Annotated in this window: 20 protein-coding genes, 1 tRNA gene and 1 pseudogene; 7 read left to right on the top strand and 15 right to left on the bottom strand. The window is 65.5% G+C overall.

Annotation, left to right across the window (positions count from 1 at the left end):
- Nucleotides 1-21: 21 nt before the first annotated feature.
- Nucleotides 22-1419 (top strand): chromate efflux transporter, encoded by a 1398-nt coding sequence (chrA, locus tag B215_RS0115255; RefSeq protein WP_019370515.1) that lies wholly within the window; start codon nucleotides 22-24, stop codon nucleotides 1417-1419.
- Between the two features lie 57 nt (nucleotides 1420-1476).
- Here the strand turns inward: chrA and arsH are convergent, their stop codons facing one another.
- The 8 genes from arsH to B215_RS0115215 all read right to left on the bottom strand — a co-directional run bounded on the left by arsH (nucleotide 1477) and on the right by B215_RS0115215 (nucleotide 9771).
- The gene (gene arsH, locus B215_RS0115250) at nucleotides 1477-2241 is read right to left on the bottom strand and encodes an arsenical resistance protein ArsH (protein WP_019370514.1); all 765 of its coding nucleotides are present in this window, start codon (nucleotides 2239-2241) and stop codon (nucleotides 1477-1479) included.
- Nucleotides 2242-2286: 45 nt separating this feature from the next.
- On the bottom strand, nucleotides 2287-3576 hold the full coding sequence (locus B215_RS0115245) for an arsenic transporter (protein WP_019370513.1): 1290 nt from the start codon (nucleotides 3574-3576) through the stop codon (nucleotides 2287-2289).
- Nucleotides 3576-4001 (bottom strand): arsenate reductase (glutaredoxin), encoded by a 426-nt coding sequence (gene arsC / locus B215_RS0115240; RefSeq protein WP_019370512.1) that lies wholly within the window; start codon nucleotides 3999-4001, stop codon nucleotides 3576-3578. The genes B215_RS0115245 and arsC overlap by 1 nt, the downstream gene beginning before the upstream one ends.
- Before the next feature lie 64 nt (nucleotides 4002-4065).
- Nucleotides 4066-4419, bottom strand: a complete 354-nt coding sequence (locus B215_RS0115235) for an ArsR/SmtB family transcription factor (RefSeq protein WP_026009304.1) — start codon at nucleotides 4417-4419, stop codon at nucleotides 4066-4068.
- Nucleotides 4420-4604: 185 nt separating this feature from the next.
- Nucleotides 4605-4681: transfer RNA gene (locus B215_RS0115230), tRNA-Trp, on the bottom strand.
- Between the two features lie 163 nt (nucleotides 4682-4844).
- Nucleotides 4845-5396, bottom strand: coding sequence for an FxDxF family PEP-CTERM protein (locus tag B215_RS0115225; RefSeq protein WP_026009303.1), 552 nt, complete (start codon nucleotides 5394-5396; stop codon nucleotides 4845-4847).
- Nucleotides 5397-5523: 127 nt separating this feature from the next.
- Nucleotides 5524-7893 carry a putative bifunctional diguanylate cyclase/phosphodiesterase gene (locus B215_RS0115220; RefSeq protein ID WP_026009302.1) on the bottom strand — a complete coding sequence of 790 codons (2370 nt, stop codon included), beginning with the start codon at nucleotides 7891-7893 and terminating at the stop codon, nucleotides 5524-5526.
- A gap of 111 nt (nucleotides 7894-8004) precedes the next feature.
- Nucleotides 8005-9771 (bottom strand): fatty acyl-AMP ligase, encoded by a 1767-nt coding sequence (locus tag B215_RS0115215; RefSeq protein WP_026009301.1) that lies wholly within the window; start codon nucleotides 9769-9771, stop codon nucleotides 8005-8007.
- Nucleotides 9772-9892: 121 nt separating this feature from the next.
- Here B215_RS0115215 and B215_RS0115210 point away from each other — a divergent pair, with 121 nt between their 5' ends.
- The 4 genes and pseudogenes from B215_RS0115210 to B215_RS22085 form a co-directional block, all read left to right on the top strand.
- Nucleotides 9893-10435: a regulatory protein RecX gene (locus B215_RS0115210; protein WP_019370507.1), complete on the top strand. Its 543-nt coding sequence runs from the start codon at nucleotides 9893-9895 to the stop codon at nucleotides 10433-10435.
- 66 nt (nucleotides 10436-10501) lie between these two features.
- Nucleotides 10502-11095, top strand: a complete 594-nt coding sequence (locus B215_RS0115205; RefSeq protein ID WP_019370506.1) for a cold-shock protein — start codon at nucleotides 10502-10504, stop codon at nucleotides 11093-11095.
- Between the two features lie 50 nt (nucleotides 11096-11145).
- Entirely contained in the window at nucleotides 11146-11538 is a 393-nt protein-coding gene (locus tag B215_RS0115200; protein ID WP_026009300.1) for an NADH:ubiquinone oxidoreductase subunit NDUFA12, read from the top strand.
- Nucleotides 11535-11969, top strand: a pseudogene (locus B215_RS22085) (DUF2155 domain-containing protein); the annotation flags it as partial. The gene B215_RS0115200 and the pseudogene B215_RS22085, both read left to right, overlap by 4 nt.
- A 35-nt stretch (nucleotides 11970-12004) precedes the next feature.
- On the opposite strand, the gene aat reads toward B215_RS22085, so the two are convergent.
- The 3 genes from aat to B215_RS0115180 form a co-directional block, all read right to left on the bottom strand.
- Nucleotides 12005-12730, bottom strand: coding sequence for a leucyl/phenylalanyl-tRNA--protein transferase (gene aat, locus B215_RS0115190; protein ID WP_019370503.1), 726 nt, complete (start codon nucleotides 12728-12730; stop codon nucleotides 12005-12007).
- Complete coding sequence (locus B215_RS0115185) at nucleotides 12727-13467, bottom strand: ParA family protein (protein ID WP_019370502.1); 741 nt, start codon at nucleotides 13465-13467, stop codon at nucleotides 12727-12729. The genes aat and B215_RS0115185 overlap by 4 nt, the downstream gene beginning before the upstream one ends.
- Before the next feature lie 86 nt (nucleotides 13468-13553).
- Complete coding sequence (locus B215_RS0115180) at nucleotides 13554-13943, bottom strand: hypothetical protein (RefSeq protein ID WP_019370501.1); 390 nt, start codon at nucleotides 13941-13943, stop codon at nucleotides 13554-13556.
- A 204-nt stretch (nucleotides 13944-14147) separates the two neighbouring features.
- On the opposite strand from B215_RS0115180, the gene B215_RS0115175 reads away from it, so the two are divergent.
- A complete protein-coding gene (locus tag B215_RS0115175; RefSeq protein ID WP_019370500.1) occupies nucleotides 14148-14627 on the top strand; it encodes a hypothetical protein in 480 nt (159 codons plus the stop codon).
- Here the strand turns inward: B215_RS0115175 and B215_RS0115170 are convergent.
- Together B215_RS0115170 and B215_RS0115165 are read right to left on the bottom strand one after the other, a co-directional pair.
- A complete protein-coding gene (locus B215_RS0115170; protein WP_019370499.1) occupies nucleotides 14588-15940 on the bottom strand; it encodes a GAF domain-containing sensor histidine kinase in 1353 nt (450 codons plus the stop codon). The genes B215_RS0115175 and B215_RS0115170 overlap by 40 nt on opposite strands.
- Nucleotides 15941-16023: 83 nt before the next feature.
- Complete coding sequence (locus B215_RS0115165) at nucleotides 16024-16530, bottom strand: DNA-deoxyinosine glycosylase (RefSeq protein WP_019370498.1); 507 nt, start codon at nucleotides 16528-16530, stop codon at nucleotides 16024-16026.
- Between the two features lie 151 nt (nucleotides 16531-16681).
- Here B215_RS0115165 and B215_RS0115160 point away from each other — a divergent pair, with 151 nt between their 5' ends.
- Nucleotides 16682-17269, top strand: a complete 588-nt coding sequence (locus B215_RS0115160; RefSeq protein ID WP_152997761.1) for an alpha/beta hydrolase — start codon at nucleotides 16682-16684, stop codon at nucleotides 17267-17269.
- Between the two features lie 69 nt (nucleotides 17270-17338).
- Here B215_RS0115160 and B215_RS20240 read toward each other — a convergent pair whose 3' ends face one another.
- Both B215_RS20240 and B215_RS0115150 read right to left on the bottom strand, forming a co-directional pair.
- A complete protein-coding gene (locus B215_RS20240; RefSeq protein ID WP_019370496.1) occupies nucleotides 17339-17899 on the bottom strand; it encodes a DUF4142 domain-containing protein in 561 nt (186 codons plus the stop codon).
- Nucleotides 17900-18066: 167 nt separating this feature from the next.
- Nucleotides 18067-19524 (bottom strand): S41 family peptidase, encoded by a 1458-nt coding sequence (locus B215_RS0115150; RefSeq protein WP_173644869.1) that lies wholly within the window; start codon nucleotides 19522-19524, stop codon nucleotides 18067-18069.
- Nucleotides 19525-19595: the final 71 nt, after the last annotated feature.

Here is a 19595-nt window from a genome sequence, read left to right as displayed (position 1 = left end):
TGCGGGCCGGCAGGTGTTGCCATGACCGAGGCGACCATCGATCCTGCGGTGCCGGCGCGGCCGCAGCCGGTCTCGCTGGGCCAGGCATTCGGCGTTTGGCTCCGGATCGCGCTGCTGTCGTTCGGCGGCCCGGCCGGGCAGATCGCCGTAATGCACCGCATCCTCGTGAACGAGAAGCGTTGGATCGGGGAGCAGCGGTTCTTGCACGCGCTCAACTATTGCATGCTGCTGCCCAGCCCCGAGGCGCAGCAGCTCGCAACCTATATTGGCTGGCTGATGCACCGAACGATCGGCGGAATCGTTGCGGGCGTGCTGTTCATCCTGCCAGGCGCGGCAGCGATCCTGATGCTCAGCTGGATCTATGTGCTCTACGGGCGGGTCGGGATCGTCTCGGGCCTGCTATTCGGCCTCAAGGCCGCAGTGTTGGCGGTGGTGGTGGAAGCCGTGGTTCGCATCGGCCGGCGGGCGCTGACGACGGTGCCGGCGCGCGTACTGGCCGTCGCCGCGTTCGTGTTGATCTTCTTCCTCGGCGCGCCGTTCCCGCTGATCGTGTTCGGCGCCGGCCTGGTCGGCTGGTGGTCCGGCAGGCGGGGACAGGCGGCGTTCCGCGGCGGTGGTCACGGCGCCTCGCGCGGCGGCACCCTAGCCGATGCCGACACGCTGCTGGGTGAGGAATTGCCCGCGCATGCGCGGCCCACCCGGCGGCAGACACTGTTGACGGCGGCGATATGGCTGGTCCTGTGGCTCACCCCCGTCGCCGGGCTGCTGATCGCGCTCGGCCCCGACAATGTGTTCAGCCGCATCGCCACTTTTTTCTCAACCCTGGCGATGGTGACGTTCGGGGGCGCGTATGCCGTGCTCGCCCATGTCGCGCAGCAGGCGGTAGGGCAATATGGCTGGCTGCGCCCGGCCGAGATGCTTGACGGGCTGGGTATGGCCGAGACGACGCCGGGCCCGCTGATCATGGTGCTGCAGTTCGTCGGCTTCTTGGGTGCCTATCGCGATCCGGCCGGGCTATCGCCGCTGCTGGCGGGAACGCTTGGCGGATTGCTGGCGACCTGGGTCACGTTCGTGCCCTGCTTCCTGTGGATCTTCCTCGGCGCGCCATTCATCGAACGCCTGCGGGGCAATGCGGCGGTTGCCGGGGCCCTTTCCGCGATCACCGCCGGCGTGGTGGGGGTGGTGCTCAATCTGGCGGTGTGGTTCGCGCTGCACACGCTGTTCCGCCAGACGGAGCCGGTCCGCCTTGGGCCGATCCGGTTCGATGCGCCGGTGCTCGACAGCATGGACCCCTGGGCGATGCTGCTCGCCGGCACTGCCATCGCCGCCATTTTCTTCCTGCGCGCCAGCGTACTGCTGACGCTGGCTGGCGCCGCCGGGGCGGGTGTGGCGCTGCACCTGTCGGGCATTATCGCCTGAAGACCAAGCGCGCGGATGGACCGGAACCGTTCGCAGCGGAGCCGCGTCAACGGCAGATCAGCATCGCGGCCGTACGGACGGGATGCCGGCGACGGCGATGCTCGACAGGTCGGAGGCCGGATCGACGGGCACGCCTGCCTGCTTCCGCTCCGAATAGCGGTCGACCAACCGGGCGGTGTGAGGCCGGAGCAGAACGGTGAAACGCACCAGTTCCTCCATCACGTCGACAATGCGATCATAATAGCTCGAAGCCCGCATGCGGCCCACCTCGTCAAATTCCTTGTACGCCATCGCGACCGACGACTGGTTGGGGATGGTGAACATCCGCATCCACCGTCCGAGCAGGCGCAGCGTGTTCACGGCGTTGAACGATTGCGACCCGCCCGAGACTTGCATCACTGCCAGCGTTCGCCCCTGGGTGGGCCGCATCCCCTTCATTTCCAGCGGCAGATGATCGATCTGCGCCTTCATGATGCTGGTGATCTGGCCGTGCCGTTCCGGGCTGCACCACACCTGGCCTTCCGACCAGAGGGCCAGCTCGCGCAGTTCGTGCACGGCGGGGTGATCGTCGCCCGCCACCTGATCGGGCAGGGGCAGGCTGGAGGGATCAAAAATGCGCGTCTCTGCCCCGAACAGACGAAGCAGCCGGGCTGCTTCCTCGACCGCCAGGCGCGAAAAGGAGCGCGCCCGCAGCGAGCCGTACAGCAGCAGAATCCGCGGCGCCGGATCGAGCGCGCCCAGCCCCAGCGCAGGCCGTTGGCGAATATAGGCGGGATCGAGCGCCGGCAGATGATCGGGATCGGCAAGGGTTCGCAGCGGCATCAGGGTTCCTCCATGAAAGCGGCGGTCGACGGGCCGGGAATTTGCTCATCCGATGCCGAGCCGGAGCGCCAGGGCCGCCAAGGTGACGACCAGAACGGGGACCGTCAGCGTGACGCCCACGCGGAAGTAATAGCCCCAGCCAATGCGGATACCCTTTTGGCCGAGAACGTGGAGCCAGAGCAGCGTCGCGAGCGAGCCGATCGGCGTCAGCTTCGGCCCAAGATCGCATCCGATGACATTGGCATAGACCATCGCCTCGCGCGCCGCGCCGCTTGCATGCGTGGCATCGATCGCGAGTGCGCCGACCAGCACCGTCGGCATATTGTTCATGATCGAAGACAGCAGCGCGGCAATCAGGCCGGTTCCCATCGCCGCGCCCCACACGCCACCACGGGCGGTGCGATCGAACAGGCTGGCCAGATGGTCCGTCAGACCGGCGTTCCGAAGGCCATAGACGACCAGATACATGCCGAGCGAGAAGATCACGACCTGCCAGGGCGCGCCGCGCAGCACGCTGCGCGCATCGATGACCGTGCCGCGCCTTGCGACGAACAGCAGCAGCGCGGCCCCGGCCGCCGCGATCGCACTGACCGGCACCCCAAGCGGCTCGAGCAGGAAGAAGCCCGCGAGCAGCATGGCGAGGACGACCCAGCCCGCCCGGAACGTGGCGGCATCGCGGATAGCCTCCGCGGGAACGCGGAGCTGGCCGACATCGTAGCGGCCGGGAATATCGCGACGAAAGAACAGCAGCAGCACGCCCAGCGTCGCGGCGATCGACGCCAGATTGACCGGAGCCATCACCGACGCATATTTGCCGAACCCGATCCGGAAGAAGTCGGCAGATACGATGTTGACGAGATTGGATACGACGAGCGGCAGGCTCGCCGTATCGGCGATGAACCCCGCCGCCATCACAAAGGCCAACGTCGCCCGTTCCTTGTATCCCAAGGCGCGCAGCATTGCGATCACGATCGGCGTCAGGATCAATGCTGCCCCGTCGTTGGCGAACAGGGCGGATACCGCTGCCCCGAGCAACACGATCATGACGAACAGGCGTCTGCCGTCGCCCGATCCCCAGCGCGCGACGTGCAGCGCGGCCCAATCGAAGAAGCCGGCCGCATCGAGCAGCAGGCTGATGACGATGATCGCCACAAAGGCCGCCGTGGCGTTCCAGACGATGCTCCACACGACCGGAACATCCGACCAGGTGACCACGCCGAGCAGCAGCGCCACCACGGCGCCGCCCATCGCGCTCCAGCCGATTCCCAAGCCACGGGGTTGCCAGATCACCAGCGTGATCGTGGCGACGAAAATCGCGGCCGCCAGCAGGAGCATCAGACGAGACGCTGGCCGGTGGCGTCGATCACCGCTTCACCGTCTTCCTTGGCGAAGGCGCCGAGCTGGGGCGCCGGCAGCAGATCGAGCACGGCTTCGGACGGGCGGCAAAGCTTCACGCCCAGCGGCGACACCACTATCGGCCGATTGATAAGAATTGGATGCGCCATCATCGCGTCGATCAGCGCCGAATCCGGTAGGTCGGGATTGCCAAGACCAAGTTCGGCGTAGGGCGTGCCCTTTTCGCGCAGCAACTCGCGCGGGCGCATTCCGGCGCGTTCGATCAGCTGCTCCAGCAGCGCACGTGCGGGCGGGGTCTTCAGATATTCGACAATGTGTGGCTCTATGCCGGCGTTGCGGATCATCGCGAGTACGTTGCGCGAGGTGCCGCAATCCGGGTTGTGATAGAGGATGATGTCGATCATGCGGGGCTCCTCAGGGGGTGCTTGGCGATGTTCGCCAGACAAAATGGGGGGCAAGCGCTCGCGATCATGCCGAGACATCGGCGTTGCAGCGGCTGCGCAGGACGACGTCCTCGAGCGAGGCGCAGATTTCCGGGGATCCGCCGCAGCAATCCTGCATCAGGAAGGCGAGCAGATCGGTCATCGTCGCAAAGGTAGCGCTGTAAATGATGGAGCGTCCTTGGCGATGGCTGTTGATCAGGCCGGCGTTCGACAGGATGTTTAGGTTTGCCGAAAGGGTGTTGGGCGGGACGTCCAGCCGGCGGGCGATCTCGCCAGCAGCGATGCCGGCCGGCCCGGCCTGCACGAGCATGCGAAAGACCGTGAGCCGCCCCTCATGGGCAAGAGCAGAAAGCCCAGCGACGGCGTGCTTCATATCCATATTTCTTATATAGTGGAAATATGGATATGTGCAACAGCATTGTGCTGGAGGCGACTGCGATGTGGGAACGCGCTCGCGCATATAGGCTCATCCGCGGAGCCGCTCGTCGTCGTTAGGCTGTTTGGGTCGACGCTGCGGACATAAGAGGCGCAGCGGGGGTGCGCAGTCTGCCCGGGCGGAAAAAATGGCAGGGGAGCTCGGATTCGAACCGAGGGCCTTCGGTTTTGGAGACCGACGCTCTAACCAGCTGAGCTACACCCCTGTACGGCCCGCCCCAATATCCGGCGATTTGGGCATGTGCAAGCGGAAGATGCGGCGGTTGGCGGCAGGACGCATTTTTACGCCGCGCTTCGAAACGCGAAGGGCGCCATCGTATGACGATAGCGCCCCCCTCATATGCAATGGAAGTTTGTCTGACGTGAAGGTCAGGCGGTCGCGTAGGTGACCGAAGTGCGACGCGCGCGACGCATCGCCATGCCGGCGAGGCCGAAACCGCCGATCATCATGCCCCAGGCAGCCGGCTCCGGAACGCCGGTCGGAATGAACACACCCTGCGCCGCATAGGAACCGTTGCCGCGCGAGACGCCGTTGATCGTGATCTGGTTGGTCATGCCCGCCATGATCGGCACCGCATTGGCGAAGACGACTTCGTTGAGACCGCCACCGAAGAAGCCGGTCAGCTGCGTGCCGTTGAAGAACACCGACGTCAGGTCGAGGTCGCCCACGTCCGACAGCTTGACGGCGCTGGTGCTGACCGTGCCGCTGGCGAGACCATTCTGCGGCAGGGTGAATTCGTAAATGTGCGTGAACGAGCCGGCCACGATGCCCGACTGGCCGAAGTTCACTGAGACCGACCCATCCGCAGAGACTGCGGTGTTCATGTCGGCAGGACCGTAGAATACGGTTGCGGCCTGGGCAGGTGCTACAGAAACAAGTGCTGCGGAACCAAGCGCCGCTGCCATAAGTGTACGAAACATGCGGGGTCTCTCCCTGTTAACGAATGATCAACCATTGCGTGGTGGCGAGACCCCTGAAAGTTCCGAAAGTTCCAATAAAAAAAGAGGGTTCCGTCCCGCTCTGGGAACGGCAGACCGAAAATGACGGCTACGCCGCGATCGTTGCGCTGCCGGAATTCGACACGAGCATGCGCGCTTCTTGCACCGGCAGCGGCCGGCCGAAATGATAGCCCTGCGCCCGGCTGCAGCCGAGCGCCCGGACCATGCGGTGCTCGTCCTCGGTTTCCACGCCCTCCGCCGTGGTGGCCATGCCGAGACTCTCCGCCAGCGCAACCACGGCGCGGATGATCGCGATCGCCTCCTTGGTGCCGCGCGAGGCGCTCTGCACGAAGCCGCGATCGATCTTGATCGAACTGAACCGGGTATGGGCAAGATAGCCAAGCGAGGAATAGCCCGTGCCGAAATCGTCCAGGCTGAGTTGAACACCCAGGGCGAGGATCCGCTCGAGCGTCGCGACGGCGGACGTGCCTTCGCGCAGGAACACGCTTTCGGTGACTTCGAGCTCGAGCCGGCCGGGTTCGAGGCCGGAACTGGCGAGCGCATCGGCGACGATCGCGGCAAAGGCGGGGCTGTGCAGCTGTTCGGAGCTGACGTTGACCGCGATCCGCGCCGGAAGATCCCAGCGGGCAGCTTCCATGCAGGCGGTTCGCAGCACCCATTCGCCGATGGCGGATATCAGCCGGGTTTCCTCGGCGAGAGGCACGAACTTCGCGGGAGGGACAACGCCGAATTCCGGGTGCGTCCAGCGCAGCAGCGCCTCGAACCCGATCAGTCCGCCGGTGGAGGCGTTCACGACGGGCTGGTAGGTGAGGTGCGTCTGGCCCTGCTCGACCGCGCCGCGCAGTGCGATTTCAAGCACGCGGCGCTCCTCCGCCGCCACATGCAGTTGCGGTTCATAGGCATGGAACACTCCACCGCCGGCGTCTTTTGAGCGATACAGAGCCAAGTCTGCCGAGCGCACGAGCATCTCGGCCGTCCGCCCGTCGCGCGGGCCGATCGCCACACCGACCGACGCACCGATGTACAAGGTGTGCTGATCCACCTCATAAGGACGCGAGACGGTGTCGATGATGGCTTGGGCGAGCCGCTCGACACCCTCCGGATCTGATACGTGGCGGACGACAACGGCGAACTCGTCGCCGCCGAGCCGCCCGATCATCTCGTTGGTGCCCGTCAATCGCTTCAGCCGTTCCGCCACGCGCTGCAGGAGCCGATCGCCGACCGGGTGGCCCAGCGTGTCGTTCACCGCCTTGAAGCGATCCAGGTCGATCATCATGAAGGCACAGAGGGCGCCCCATTTGTCCGCTTCCGCCATTGCCTGAGCCAGCGTTTCGTTAATGTGCAGGCGGTTGGGCAGACCGGTCAACGCATCGAAGCGAGCCATGCGGTGAATCTTCTCGTTCGCGCGTCGCTGTTCGGTGACATCAGAGGCGACGCCCCTGAAGCCAAGGAACACGCCCCGCTCGTCAAATTTCGGGCTGGCCGAGATTTCCCACCAGCGCTGCTCTTCGCTCACCTGCACCGGCACGGGAAAGTCGCGAAACGGCTCGCGAGCGCGCAGCTTATCCGAAAGCGCGTGAAGTTCGGATGCAAAGCGCCCGCTTTCCCACTGCGCGCCCGTCAAGGCCTGCAGAAAGGGGATGCCGTTGATGGTCTTGGGATCCAGGCCCAGCGAAAGCGCGAAGCGCGGGCTGGCGCGCGCCACGCGGCGCTGGGCGTCGATCTCCCACAGCCAATCGCTTCCGGTCTCCTCGAACTCGCGAAGCAGCAGGCTGACGGTTTCGTCGCGATCCGCCAGTGCGATCTGGTTGGCGCGCAGCAACACCAGGGTGCGTCCCCGGCTGAAGCTGCCGATCGCCAGAATGCCACTCAGCAAGACGGCCGCCAGCGCGACCAGCGGGGCGCCGACGGCGAGCAGAGCCGCGCCGCTCGAAATCCCCATGATCCCGACGAACAACAGGCTCGCCATCGGGATTGCGCCCATCGCGATCGCCATCGCGGTGATGACCAGCATCAGCGCGGCCCAAAGGTTTACGCCGATGCCCTCGGAGGGGGCGGTGCCGAAGGCCAGCGCGGGGACCGACCATAACAGGCCTAGCAGGATCGCTTCCGGAAGCGTTTTGCGCACGTCCGCCAGAGTTGCCGCAATGGCGTCGCAGTCGTTGAACGCAAGCCGACGACGAGCGACCCAGCCGGCGGCACATATCACCAACATCGCCCAGGCGGCGAGCGGCCATGGCGAAATGCGGGGCCAGAGCGTGACGAGCACCATTGCCGTGCCGGTTATCTGTGTCGCCAGGAGCAACGGCGCAAAGCGCCGCCCCGCATGCAGTTGCGCAGCACGCATGCGCTGCCAATCAATCGCATCCGCCGCGTCTCGCAGGCCCAGCAGCGCGCGCGTATCCACCGTTGGCAGGGGAAGGGATGAGGTACTCTTGCTGCTCACCCGTGGCAGCATAACGGCGGGGGGTTAGCGATAGGTTAGGCAGGGACGCCTGCCCGAACGTTCTTGCAGCAACCTCGGCCGCACGAGAGCGAAGGTCCCCCGGTGCGCCCGGGGGACAGGAGTTCAGGCCGCTACCGCGTAGGGCTTGATTTCGCCGTTCAGATAAAGGTTGCGGGCCTTGGCTCGGCTGAGCTTGCCCGAGCTGGTCCGCGGCAGGGTGCGCGGCGGTACCAGTTCGACCACGCAGTTCATGCCGGTGACCGAGCGCACTCGCTCGCGGATCTCGTCGCGCAGGCGCAGTCGCTCCTGCTCGTCGGACGTGCGGCATTGCACGAGCACGGCCGGCGTTTCCTCACCGCCCGGCGTGGTGATCGAGAAGGCGGCGATGTCACCCTGCTTGAAGCCGGGCAACTGTTCCACCGCCCATTCGATGTCCTGCGGCCAGTGGTTCTTGCCGTTGACGATGATCATGTCCTTGGCGCGGCCGACGATGTAGATATAGCCATCGGACATATAGCCCATGTCGCCGGTATCCAGCCAGCCATCCGCCATGCAGGCGTCCGTCGCCGCTTCGTCCCGGAAATAGCCGACCATGACGGACGGACCCTTGCACCACACCTTGCCGATCGCCTTTTCGGGCAGGGGCGTGCCGTCTTCTTCGCGAATCTCGACAGCCATGTCGCGCACCGGCTTGCCGCAATTGACGACGGCGCGGTAGCGCTGCGGGCGATCGGCACGGGCAGTGCCGCCGGAAAGCTGCGTCTCTTCGACCAATTCGACGACGATGCCTTCGCCCGGCGGCATGATCGATACCGCCAGCGTCGCTTCCGCGAGGCCATAGCTCGGCAGGAACGCCGTGGCGTTAAAGCCGGCATCCGCGAACGCGTCGACGAAGCGCTGCATCACGTCCGGACGGATCATGTCCGCGCCATTGCCGGCGACACGCCAGCGGCTGAGATCGAACCGCTCGCTCGCCTTGGTCTGGCTGGACATGCGACGGGCGCAGATATCGTAGCCGAAGGTGGGCGAATAGGAGAGGGTGGTACCCGCATTGCGGCTGATCATGTCCAGCCAGGCGAGCGGGCGCCGCGCGAAATCCTCGGTCTTCAGATAATCGGTCGATACCTGGTTCGCGACGGGCGACAGGAAGCAGCCGACCAGGCCCATGTCGTGATACCAGGGCAGCCAGGAAACGCAGCGATCGGTTGCGATCAGCTTCATGCCATGGCTGTGCGCTGCCAGGTTGTTGAGCAGCGCGTGGTGCGTGATCGCCACGCCGTGCGGAAAGCGCGTGGAGCCGCTCGAATATTGCAGATAGGCGATATCGTCCGTGTTCGCGCGGGGCAGTTCGGCCTCCGGCGCGGCGCGCTGCGAAAACGTCGACCAGTCCGTTGCGTCGACACCGGTCAGGCGCGCGGATTCGGCGCACATCGCGCCGATTTCCGGCGGGTAGATCAGCAGTGCCGGATCGCAGCTTTCCAGCTGTACGCGCAACTGATCGATATAGGATTGCGCGCCGCCAAAGCTGGTCGGCAGCGGCAGTGGCACCGGCCAGGCACCAGCATAGATCACCCCGAAGAACAGGGCTGCGAATTCGGGGCCAGTCTCCGCGATCAACGCAATGCGATCCTGCGGCCGGATGCCGGCCGCGATCAGGCGCCGCGCTTGTTCGAGCGCGTCGCGACGCAGCTCAACAAAGCCATAAGCCTGTACCAGCTTGCCGCGCGCATCGTGGAAATTGAGTCCACGAACACCCTGCGCGGCATAATCAAGCGCGTCACCCAGCGTTTCGAAGTCAGCGAAACGGCGCGGGAGACGGTCTTCCGTGGGTGTAGGCGTAAGCGTTGCCATGTCCACTGTTTCGAGCGATCCCGTTTCGTCCAATGTCATTCTTTGTCTCGTGCCCCTGTGAGGTAGCAGTTCGTTGTGCCCCCACAACGCAGTTTTCCGCACGGGCTCTGCTACACGCTATCGTTCAAAATCGGTTGGCAGTGTGGCACAATCAAGGCGTATGCCCCACACCCCCCGTGCCAAACCGCCGCTGGATGCCGGCAGCCTCGAGCGGCTTGCCCTGCGCTATGTCGAGCGTTTCGCCACCAGCCGCGGCAAGCTCGCGGCCTATCTGGACCGCAAGATCCGCGAGCGCGGCTGGAGCGGCGATGCCGGTCCGGCCCCCGCCGATATCGCGGAACGCATGGCAGCGCGGGGCTATGTCGACGATCGGCTGTTCGCCGAAGCGCGGGTGCGCAGCATGGCCCGGCGTGGCTTGGGTGCGCGGCGCGTCAGCATGGCGCTACGCCAGGATGGGATCGCCAGTGACGACGCCGAAGACCTGGCCGAAGCGATCGAGGCGGATGCAGTGGCCAGCGCGATCACCTTCGCCCGCAGGCGCCGACTGGGGCCTTATGCCGCCGAGCCCGCCGATCGAGAGCTGAAACACAAGCAGCTTTCCGCATTTTTACGGGCGGGTCATTCGCCGCAGATTGCGCTTAGAATATTGAACATGCTGCCGGGGGAGGATCCGGCAAGGTTGCTCGAAGCGGGACAGGCCTAATCACACAAAGCCATTCCCCTTTTTGGTAACTCTGTGTTAATGTTGCTGGCTTGGGGGATAACGATAATGCGTGCTGAGCAACAGCTGGATTCTGATCACTATCCGGGCGACGCGAGCGGGGAAGTCCGGTTCCATGAAGACTCCCAGAGCGACGGGAGTCTGTATTGCGGCGTTGTCAAATGGTTCGACGTAACGCGGGGCTTCGGCTTCATGGTCGCTGATGACCCCTCGGTTGGGGACATTCTAATTCATTTTTCGGTATTGCAGGAACATGGCCGCCGCAGCTTGCCCGAAGGCGCGCGGCTGGAATGCGTTGCCGTGCAGCGCCAACGAGGACTTCAGGCGCGTAGCGTTGTTTCGATCGATCTCAGCGAGGCCGTAGAGCCGGTGAAGCGCGGCGGAGACCGGATCGAGCGATTGAAGCTGATCGACGATGCCGGGCCGTTCGAACCTGTGGCGGTCAAGTGGTTCAATCGCCTGAAGGGCTATGGCTTCCTGGTCCGATCGGGCGAGAGCACGGACATCTTCGTGCATATGGAAACGCTGCGCCGCGCGGGCATTGAGGAAGTCGAGCCTGGACAGCCGCTGCGCGCGCGAATCGTGGCCGGTGAAAAGGGCCCGCTGGCAGTCGCCGTGGAGCAGCCCCGCATTCTCGAATGATCGCATCGGAACCTTGCCGAAGCGCGCGCTTGGCGGTATCGAACCGGCCCATGGGACTTCCTTTTCCGATCTTCACCTGGTGGAACGGCGCCACGTTCGGCACTCGCATGGGATTGCGCGGTAAGAAGCGCATCGGCGAGGATTCGCTCGGCAACCTCTATTTCGAGGGCGGACGTGATCCCAACGGCATTCCGCGCCGCTGGGTGATCTACAAGGGGTCCAACGACGCCAGCCGCATTCCGCCGGAATGGTTCAGCTGGCTGCACCACCAGATCGACGGCGCGCCCGATGAGGCGTTGCCGCCGGTGCGTGAGTGGGAAAAGCCCTGGGTGCCGAATCAGACGGGCACCGAGCTTGCCTATCGTCCGCCCGGCGCGCTCGAAAAGGGTGGCCAGCGCGTGCGCGCAACCGGCGACTACGAGGCGTGGACGCCCGACGCATGAAGGCCGCGGCGGCGCTGATCGCGCTCGCCCTTATGGCTGGCTGCTCGCAAGGCGGTAGCGGCAACGGCGCCACTGGCGGGGACAATGCTGGTGACGCGCTGGTGATTACCGGCGCCGCAGGAAACGATGCCCAAGGCGCCGAAGTGGTGTCGATCGGCCCTGATGCGGCGACCGCCGATGCCGCGGCGACGCCGATGCGCGAACGCGTTGCCGTGATCGGCGTGCTCAACAAGCGCAACGGCGTAGCCCGCGACGTGACGCTGAAGCCGGGCCAAGCGGTTCGCATCGATGGCAAGATCACGCTGCGGCTGCGCGCCTGCGAGCGGACGGCGCCGTGGGAAGCGGATCGGCTGACTGGCGCGTTCGTGCAGATGGACGTGCTGCGCGAGGACAAGGCGTGGCACCGCGTCTTTTCCGGATGGCTGTACAAGGAACAGCCGGCGCTCAACGCCGTCCAGCACCCGGTTTACGACATCTGGCCTAAAAGCTGTGCGATGACCTTCCGCGAGAGCGGGCCCGATACCGTACCCGCATCGTCCGCCGCCCCGTCGAGCGCGAAGAAATCGCCGGAGGCAGCGCCGCCGACGCCGGACGAATCCCCCAGCGCCTCGCCCAGCAACGCGATATAGGCGTCGCGCGGCACCTCGATCGCGCCCAGCGATGCCAGGTGATCGGTGATGAACTGGCAATCGAGCAACTGGAAGCCGCCCGCTTGCAGGCGGGCCACCAGATGGGCGAAGGCGACTTTCGAGGCATCGCGCACCCGTGTGACCATCGATTCCCCGAAAAATGCGCGGCCGAGGGCGAGGCCGTACAGCCCACCCACCAACTCGCCGTGCTGCCAGCATTCGATCGAGTGGGCGTGGCCCTGCCGGTGCAGCGCTACGAACACACGCTCGATCGGGCCGTTGATCCAGGTTTCCGGACGATCCGGCGCCGATTCCGCGCACAGGCGGATGACGCCGCCAAAGTCGCGGTCGACGGTTACCTCAAATCGATCGGCAGCAATGGTTTTGCGCAGCGAGCGGGCGAGGTGGAACCGGTCCAGCGGCAGGATGCCGCGCATCTTCGGCTCGACCCAATAGACGCTCGGATCCGTGCGATGATCGGCCATCGGGAACACGCCCATGGCATAGGCGCGCAGCACGAGCGAAGGATCGATCTCCTGCTCGGGGCGCCGGCGATGGGTCATGCCGCCTGAATGCCCGGCACGATCGCGCGTTCGATCGTCTGCCACAAATTGGCGAAGGCACGCGCGCCCTCGCTCCGCGGCGCGAAGGTGCCGATCGGCGAGCGCCGCACCGCCACCGCTTCGATCTGGCTGGCCATGGGGATCACCGGCCAGTCGGCATCCTGCGCCAACGCTTCCAGGTGGAGCTTGCGGCGGCGGTCGACCATTGCGTGCACCGGCATCAACGGCACCTTGGCGCCGCGTTGCACCAGATGGGTGGCGACCTCGTCAAAGGCCCGGCGCGACAGGGGCGACGGCACGACCGGCACCACGATCAGATCGGCGGCGCGGATCACCTGCTCGCTCGTGTCGGTCAGCCCTGGGGGGCAATCGAGCAGGATTCTATCATAGTCCTCGGAAAGATCGTCGAGCAGCTTGCTCAGCCGCTTCTTCTTGTCGAGCGCATGGAACAGATGGTCGAGGCCGCGCAGCGACGTGTCGGCGGGCAGCAACTCCAGACGCTCGAACGCCGTGCGCCGGATCAGACGCGCAGCGGCGACGTCCTTGGAGAAGATCGACTGCGCCGGGTGCCGCCCCGCCGAGTCTCCGCCCAGCAGGAAGGTGGACGCCGCCTGCGGGTCCAGATCCCACAGCAAGGTTCGTCGCGCAGAACGGGCGGCCGCACACCAGGCGAGATTCACGGCCAGCGTGGTCTTCCCCACGCCCCCTTTGAGGCTGTAGATCGCGATGGTCGCCATGCCGCTTCTCCTGTCACCCCAAGCTGGCATTAAAAAGGCCCGGTGAGAATTCCCACCGGGCCGGTTCTTGTGAATTTGCTTGGGCCTCAGGCCTTGCAGGTGTGGACCGTGCCGTTGGCCAGCGTGATCTTGGCGGCCTTGGCGGTGCCTTCGAGCTTGTAGCCACCTTCGGCGACATAGGCCTGGCCGGCTTCGGGCGCTTTGAGCAGGACGGACTTCATCGAGCCCTTTTCCTCGCGCAGCGCGGCCATTTTGCCGCCCTTGAAGAAATCGACGAACAGCAGCGTGTTGCCCGGCTGGCAGCGGAACGAGACCGTGCTCTCGATCGAGGGCGGCGGTTCCACCGGGGCTGCGTTCGCAAGTTGCGAAGCCATCGGATCGGGCGAGCGAGCGTCGACCACTTCCGGCTTGTTGTTACATGCTGCGAGCGCAAGCGTCGCGACGACGGAGAGGACTAACGGGGAGGGTTTTTTCATAGCGTTCGGGCTTTTCCTTGGGCGGGGAAGAATCGTCAAGCGGAAATCCGGCACGGACCGGCACGTACTTGTGCGATGCAGCGCAATGAACGGAATCCGGACCGGATTCGCAAGTCCGGAACCGCCGCAAGCGGTGCCGTTCGGGCGCGCCTGTGCTTGACCCGTGCGAGCGGCCCGCGCAGGAGGGGCGCGAGGAGAGATTGCATGTCGGTTCGCGGATCAGTGCTGGCCCTGCTCCCCCTGGCGCTGCTTGCAGGCTGTGGCGGCGAGCCGCCGAAAGAGGACGGCAACGCACAGGAACCGGCGATACGGACAGGGCCGATGCTGGGGACGATCGACCTGTCCAAGCCGCTGCGGCTCGAGGATCGCGAGGGCAGCGGCTGGTCGATGGATCTGGCCCCCGGCCGCATCCTCTATCGCCCCAAGGACGCGACGCCGATTCCCTTCTACCCGGTATCGCCCCGCATGGCGGACGGCCAGGCATCCTATCCGACGCAGACGCCGGATGGCGAAAAGGTGGTCATCACCCTTCGCCCAGAACGCTGCGACGAGGGAGACAGGGCCTCGCCTTTGTCCGCGACGCTCACGATCGGGGCGCGCAGCTATGCTGGCTGTGCGTCGCCGCTGCCGATCGAGCAGATCCGCTACGACTTGTACAATGAGGCGATGTCGGGCGGCGGGTGATTGGGCGGCAGCGTGACGTGGATGGTGGTGCCGCCGTCCTCGGAGCGCGAAAGCCAGAGGCGGCCGCCATGTTCCTCCACCAGGTGCATGGCAATCGGCAGGCCGATGCTGGGCCCGACGGTGGAGCCGGCATCGTTCTTCAGGTTGAAGCGCGTCGCTTCACCTTCGGGATCGGCGGCAACACCGGTAACCGTTACGCCCACATCGACTTCGCCGCCGGGCAGCGCTGCCGTGGAGACTCGGATCCGCCCACCCTGGCAATGAATGCAGGCATCGGCGGCAGCGCCGACGACGTTGGCGAGCGCCTGAACGATCTGCTCCGCATCGAAACAGGCTCGGGTTGCGTCAGGTGCGATCTGAATGGCGATCGGCGGCAGGCGCTGCGAGGCAGCCGAGCGCGCGGCATCAAGCGCTTCATCGATGACGCCGCTAAGGTCGTGCATCTGGAACACGAAATCCGTCTGCCGGGCCATGTGCCGGATGCGGCGAATGATGTTGCCGGCTCGGTGCAGCTGTTCCTCGGCGGAGCGGGTGATCGCCAGCGTGCGTTCGTCACTATTCGGGGACAGGCGCAGCGCCGCCATGAAATTGGCCGCGGCCGACAGCGGCTGGTTCAGTTCATGCGCGATCGCGGCGGCGATCGATCCCAGCGCCCCCGCCCGGGCTCGCGCGGCCATCTGCCGCTCGATTTCCAGCCGTTCGGCGACGACGCGGTCGCGTTCCTGCATCCGGCTGTGCAGTTCCTGATCCATCCGGATGCGGTAATCGGCGAGCGCGACATAGCGCGACACTGCCTGGAGAAAGCCCGTTTCCGCCTCGCTGAACGGCGCCGTGTCACGCCGGCCGAAGCCTAGCGTGCCGAGCAGCTTCCCGGCATGCGAGAGCGGCACCGCGACGAAGCTGTTCAGTCGCAGCAGACGCAGGAAGTAATGGCCCGGATCCTGCGAATGCGGGACATCGCTGACCACCACCATCTCGCCGCGCTGCGCCGCCGTGCCTGAGGTCGACTGACCGGGACGCAGCCGCACCGACGCGCCGACCACCGCTTCCTCATGGTTCAGGCCGCCATGGGTTACCAGCCCGAGATCGCGGGTCTCTTCGTTGAATTCGTGATGGATGAACAGATCGATGCCGAGCGGCGCGCGAATGCCCTGAAACACCTGCGCCAGGGCGGGCGCGAGCGCCGGCGCCTGCAGCAGCAGATCGGTGGTGGTGACGAGGAGATCGGAGAGCGCGCGCTGGCTCGGGTCTGCCGGCGCACTGGCGCCGGACCCATGTTTCCGTTCTGGAACGGTCCCTTCCTCGCTCGACATGGTGCTGATGCGCCCTTTCGCACATGCTATGGTGTGCAGAAACCATGCCCTATTAGGTATTGCTACTGAGTTTCATATTGGTCCTACCGCGCACCCTCTAAGAGGCAGGCCAAGCGCTGCCATTCGGGCAGCTTTCGCGCGACGCCGATGGTGTGGAGCGGGCTGGAGGAAGGCAGCGCAATCACTGTCCAGCTTTGTGATGTCGCAACGAGCTGTCGGATGCCGTGCCGATAGGCGGTGGCACCATTGAACGCGATGGCGCGGAGATCCGGAAGGCTGGCGGCAAGCGCAGCGATATCGTGCGGCTCGACATTGCGAAGCGCGGCATCGGTGCTTCCGGGACGCTCGGCGCTCGCCACGACATCCCACAGGCCGATATGGGCGGCGAGCAGCGCCTGTAGTCGATCGGCGTAGGGTAGGGGCACCAAGTCGCGCCCGGCCGCGGGCGAAATCAGCTGCCAGAACTGGTTCTGCGGATGGGCATAATAGTGCCGCGCGGCTAGCGAGCGCTCGCCGGGTAACGACCCGAGCACGAGCAGCCGAACGTCGCGATCGACCACCGGCGGGAAGCTGGATTTGCGCATCGTCATCACCCGATGCTCTTTGCAGAGCGCAGCCGTGCGGTCGAGCGGCGGCCTGCAGAGGCGTGGCTGCGACGAGCACATGGAACAGGATCGAAGTCGATTGTCGACGATTCAGATAGGATATAGCATCGACCAACATCGACTCGGGAGCAACGCCGTGGCACTGGCAACGACCCCCAACGATTTCTTCTCGATCGTCACGACCGGCAGCCGCACGAGCGGCATCCTCCAGTCCCTGCTGGGCATGGGGGAGTTGGGCGCGCATCTCGATGATCCGGCCGATGCCGGGCGGCAGCGCAGCCTGTGGGCCGCCAAGCTGGACCATGCCGTGATGGGCGCCCAGCGACCCGTGCTTTTGGTGGCGAGCGGGCGAAGCTGTTTCGCGGCGACCTGGTGGGCACGGCTTTCGCCACGCGACTATATCGATCGCGTCGCAGGTGCGCTGTTCGTCGATCCGCTTGAGGCCGATGGGGCAAGTGCTGCGCTGTTCGCATCGCCCCGCACCCGATTGCCGTTTCCGTCGCTGCTGTTGAGCGGCGAGCGTGCCGATGGCGAGGCGGTCCGCCGCGCGCAGGATCTTGCGCTGGAATGGGGTGGGATGGTCGACGCCGCGTCGCGCGGCGAGGCGCCGTCGCGCTGGCAGGGCGCGCGCGAGTTTGTGATGCGGATGACGGCGGGCGTCGTCGAACGCCGCGCGCAGGCCGCCTACGCTCTGGCCGCCGTGCTCGATCCGCCGCAGCGGTAATTGCACGTTGCAGGCGCAGGGGCTTGAGAAACGCTGGGCCAGGACGAACCGCCCTGGCCCGAGCACCAATCAGTTGCGCGGCAGATTTGCCAGCTGGTCGATATGACGTTGGACGATCGGCACCGCGGCGGAGGCTACCTTGCGCAGCGCTGGCGTGTCGCCATTTTCGGCATAGCCCGAATGCAGCGCCAAGGCTTCCTGATGTGCCATGCGCTGCTGGCGCAGATAGGCGGCGTCGAATTGGGCGCCGTTCAAGCCCCGCAGCTCGTCGATCATCTTCTGCTGGCGCGGCTGGAGCGCGGGCGGGGGCGGGGTAACACCCGCGGCACGCGCGGCGCTGGTAAGCTGCTGCGTGGTCATCGTATGGTGCTCGATCATCATCTGACCGAACTGACGTACCGCAGCGTTAGAACCTCGCTGCTGCGCGAGCCGTGACGACTGGATTTCGTACAAGTCGCTTGCGCCTGCCATCTTGGCATAGGGAATTGCTTCCTTGGGCGCAGCGCCGGTCTGCGGCCCTGCCTGTGCCATATCCTGGCCAGTCGCCGCCATTTGGATAGGTGCGCCTGCGCCGGTGGCAGCCGTAAATGCAAGCGACGCGAACGCGCCGCCAAAGATGATCGCCTTCATGCCGTCCTCCTCGTGATGGTGTGCAGAACAGACGGACTTGGCAATGGTTGCAGGTTGTCTTGGTATTACTAGAAGTTGATCCGGATTAATTCGAAGCTGTGAAGGCGTGTTCCGCGTGTTGTTCATGCCCTTATCGGTGCCGATTCTATCGACCGGACCTGCGCGACTCAGAAGATGCCAGGCACTTCGCGCTGGATCGTCGTCGGCCGATCGGGGGCGAGCAGCGTGCGGGACGGGCGCGCGATGCTTGCCACGCCGATGCCGCCGATTCGGCTGCAACTGCGCCCGGCAACGAAGTCCAAGCCTGCTTTTACCGACGCCTCGCCGACATCGCCCAGCGGGCGCGACAGATCGTCGGTGGCGCTGCAGCTCGCCTCCAGCGTGTTGGCCAGCCCGGTGAAATAGGCACCCTGGCGGTTGGCGTTCTGGGTGGCGAAGGCGACCACCCGCAACCGATCGTCGCAGGCCGCGCGGTCGATCGCCACCTGGCCCACCGGCTTGCCATAGGTGTTGGTGCCGATCAGCGCGATATTAGCGCGGAAATAGGGGAGCATGGCGTTGATCACCAACTCGCTCGCCGAGGCGGTGCCGCTCGTGCCGATAAAGGCGATCCGCGCCGGGGTGATGGCTTCCGGCTGGGGGCCGAAATAGTCGGTCTCGTCATAGGCAGACTTTTCGGGGCGGAAGCTGGTGTAGCTGAACACATCGGTGCGGCTGCGCGCGCCGCCCAGCAGATCGCCGAACAGTTCCGCGATCGAGACGAGACCGCCGCCATTGTAGCGCAGATCGACGATCAGATTGGTGATGCCCTGTGCCTTGAAGCTGGCAAATGCGTTGCGCAGCGCCGGATCCGCGGTGCTGATGAAGGTGCGCAGGTTGATGTAGCCGACACGCCCGCCGCCGTTCGGATCTGTCAGGATCTGGGCCCCGTAGCGGCTGGAAACCGGGGGCAGGCTGTATTCGCTCTTGGTAAGCGTTACGATCCGTTCGCTGCCATCCACAGCCTGAACGCGTAGCACGCGGCTGGTGCCGCTGGTGTCGGGGCCGAGCGCATCGGTGATGCCGTTCAGCCCTTGGCTCGCAATGATGCTGCTTACGTCGCGCAGATTGCCGGCGCTGGTCCCGATCGCGAGAATCCGAGTGCCGCGATCGACGCCCGCCTGGAGTGCGTTGGCGCCTTCAAAGCTCTCAGCCACGGTGATTGTCGAGGTGCCGTCGGTGGCGAGGCGGAAGCCGAAGCCCGCGCTCGATCCCGAATTGTAATAGGCGTTCTCCTCGGCGATCGAGGTGAGATAGCTGAAATAGCGGTCACGCCCCTGAGCGCGCGCAGTGGCGGTGAGCGCATCGAGATAGGCATCGGGCGAACTGTAGCCCGATGGATCGAGCGTCGCCGGTAGCGTTTCGGGGAACAGATACCACTCCCGCATCGTCGCCAGCACCCAATCCTGGCGGCTGCGCAGCGAACAGCTGCTGGTGGGGGTGGGGGTTGCCGTGGGCGTAGGCGTCGGCGTCGGGCTGGCGGGCTGCACCACCGTTCCGGTGCCTCCGCCGCTGCCACCGCCGCCGCATCCCGCCAGCAGCGCAGCCATCACCAGCACCGATACTCCCGAACGCCTCGCGGACATTACGCAGACCCCCACTATCCGGTCGCCAGGCTAGAGCGTTTTCCGATCAATCTGGATCATATCCGCAGGAA

It is taken from the genome of Sphingomonas sp. ATCC 31555 (assembly GCF_000282895.1).
In the GTDB taxonomy this organism is placed as follows: domain Bacteria; phylum Pseudomonadota; class Alphaproteobacteria; order Sphingomonadales; family Sphingomonadaceae; genus Sphingomonas.
This window is presented reverse-complemented; position numbering and strand designations above follow the sequence as displayed.

Coding starts and splice junctions, on each gene's coding strand:
- chrA (WP_019370515.1), top strand. CDS start 22: ATGACCGAGGCGACCATCGATCCTGCGGTGCCGGCGCGGCCGCAGCCG.
- arsH (WP_019370514.1), bottom strand. CDS start 2,241: ATGCCGCTGCGAACCCTTGCCGATCCCGATCATCTGCCGGCGCTCGAT.
- B215_RS0115245 (WP_019370513.1), bottom strand. CDS start 3,576: ATGCTCCTGCTGGCGGCCGCGATTTTCGTCGCCACGATCACGCTGGTG.
- arsC (WP_019370512.1), bottom strand. CDS start 4,001: ATGATCGACATCATCCTCTATCACAACCCGGATTGCGGCACCTCGCGC.
- B215_RS0115235 (WP_026009304.1), bottom strand. CDS start 4,419: ATGGATATGAAGCACGCCGTCGCTGGGCTTTCTGCTCTTGCCCATGAG.
- B215_RS0115225 (WP_026009303.1), bottom strand. CDS start 5,396: ATGTTTCGTACACTTATGGCAGCGGCGCTTGGTTCCGCAGCACTTGTT.
- B215_RS0115220 (WP_026009302.1), bottom strand. CDS start 7,893: ATGCTGCCACGGGTGAGCAGCAAGAGTACCTCATCCCTTCCCCTGCCA.
- B215_RS0115215 (WP_026009301.1), bottom strand. CDS start 9,771: ATGACATTGGACGAAACGGGATCGCTCGAAACAGTGGACATGGCAACG.
- B215_RS0115210 (WP_019370507.1), top strand. CDS start 9,893: ATGCCCCACACCCCCCGTGCCAAACCGCCGCTGGATGCCGGCAGCCTC.
- B215_RS0115205 (WP_019370506.1), top strand. CDS start 10,502: ATGCGTGCTGAGCAACAGCTGGATTCTGATCACTATCCGGGCGACGCG.
- B215_RS0115200 (WP_026009300.1), top strand. CDS start 11,146: ATGGGACTTCCTTTTCCGATCTTCACCTGGTGGAACGGCGCCACGTTC.
- aat (WP_019370503.1), bottom strand. CDS start 12,730: ATGACCCATCGCCGGCGCCCCGAGCAGGAGATCGATCCTTCGCTCGTG.
- B215_RS0115185 (WP_019370502.1), bottom strand. CDS start 13,467: ATGGCGACCATCGCGATCTACAGCCTCAAAGGGGGCGTGGGGAAGACC.
- B215_RS0115180 (WP_019370501.1), bottom strand. CDS start 13,943: ATGAAAAAACCCTCCCCGTTAGTCCTCTCCGTCGTCGCGACGCTTGCG.
- B215_RS0115175 (WP_019370500.1), top strand. CDS start 14,148: ATGTCGGTTCGCGGATCAGTGCTGGCCCTGCTCCCCCTGGCGCTGCTT.
- B215_RS0115170 (WP_019370499.1), bottom strand. CDS start 15,940: ATGTCGAGCGAGGAAGGGACCGTTCCAGAACGGAAACATGGGTCCGGC.
- B215_RS0115165 (WP_019370498.1), bottom strand. CDS start 16,530: ATGACGATGCGCAAATCCAGCTTCCCGCCGGTGGTCGATCGCGACGTT.
- B215_RS20240 (WP_019370496.1), bottom strand. CDS start 17,899: ATGAAGGCGATCATCTTTGGCGGCGCGTTCGCGTCGCTTGCATTTACG.
- B215_RS0115150 (WP_173644869.1), bottom strand. CDS start 19,524: ATGTCCGCGAGGCGTTCGGGAGTATCGGTGCTGGTGATGGCTGCGCTG.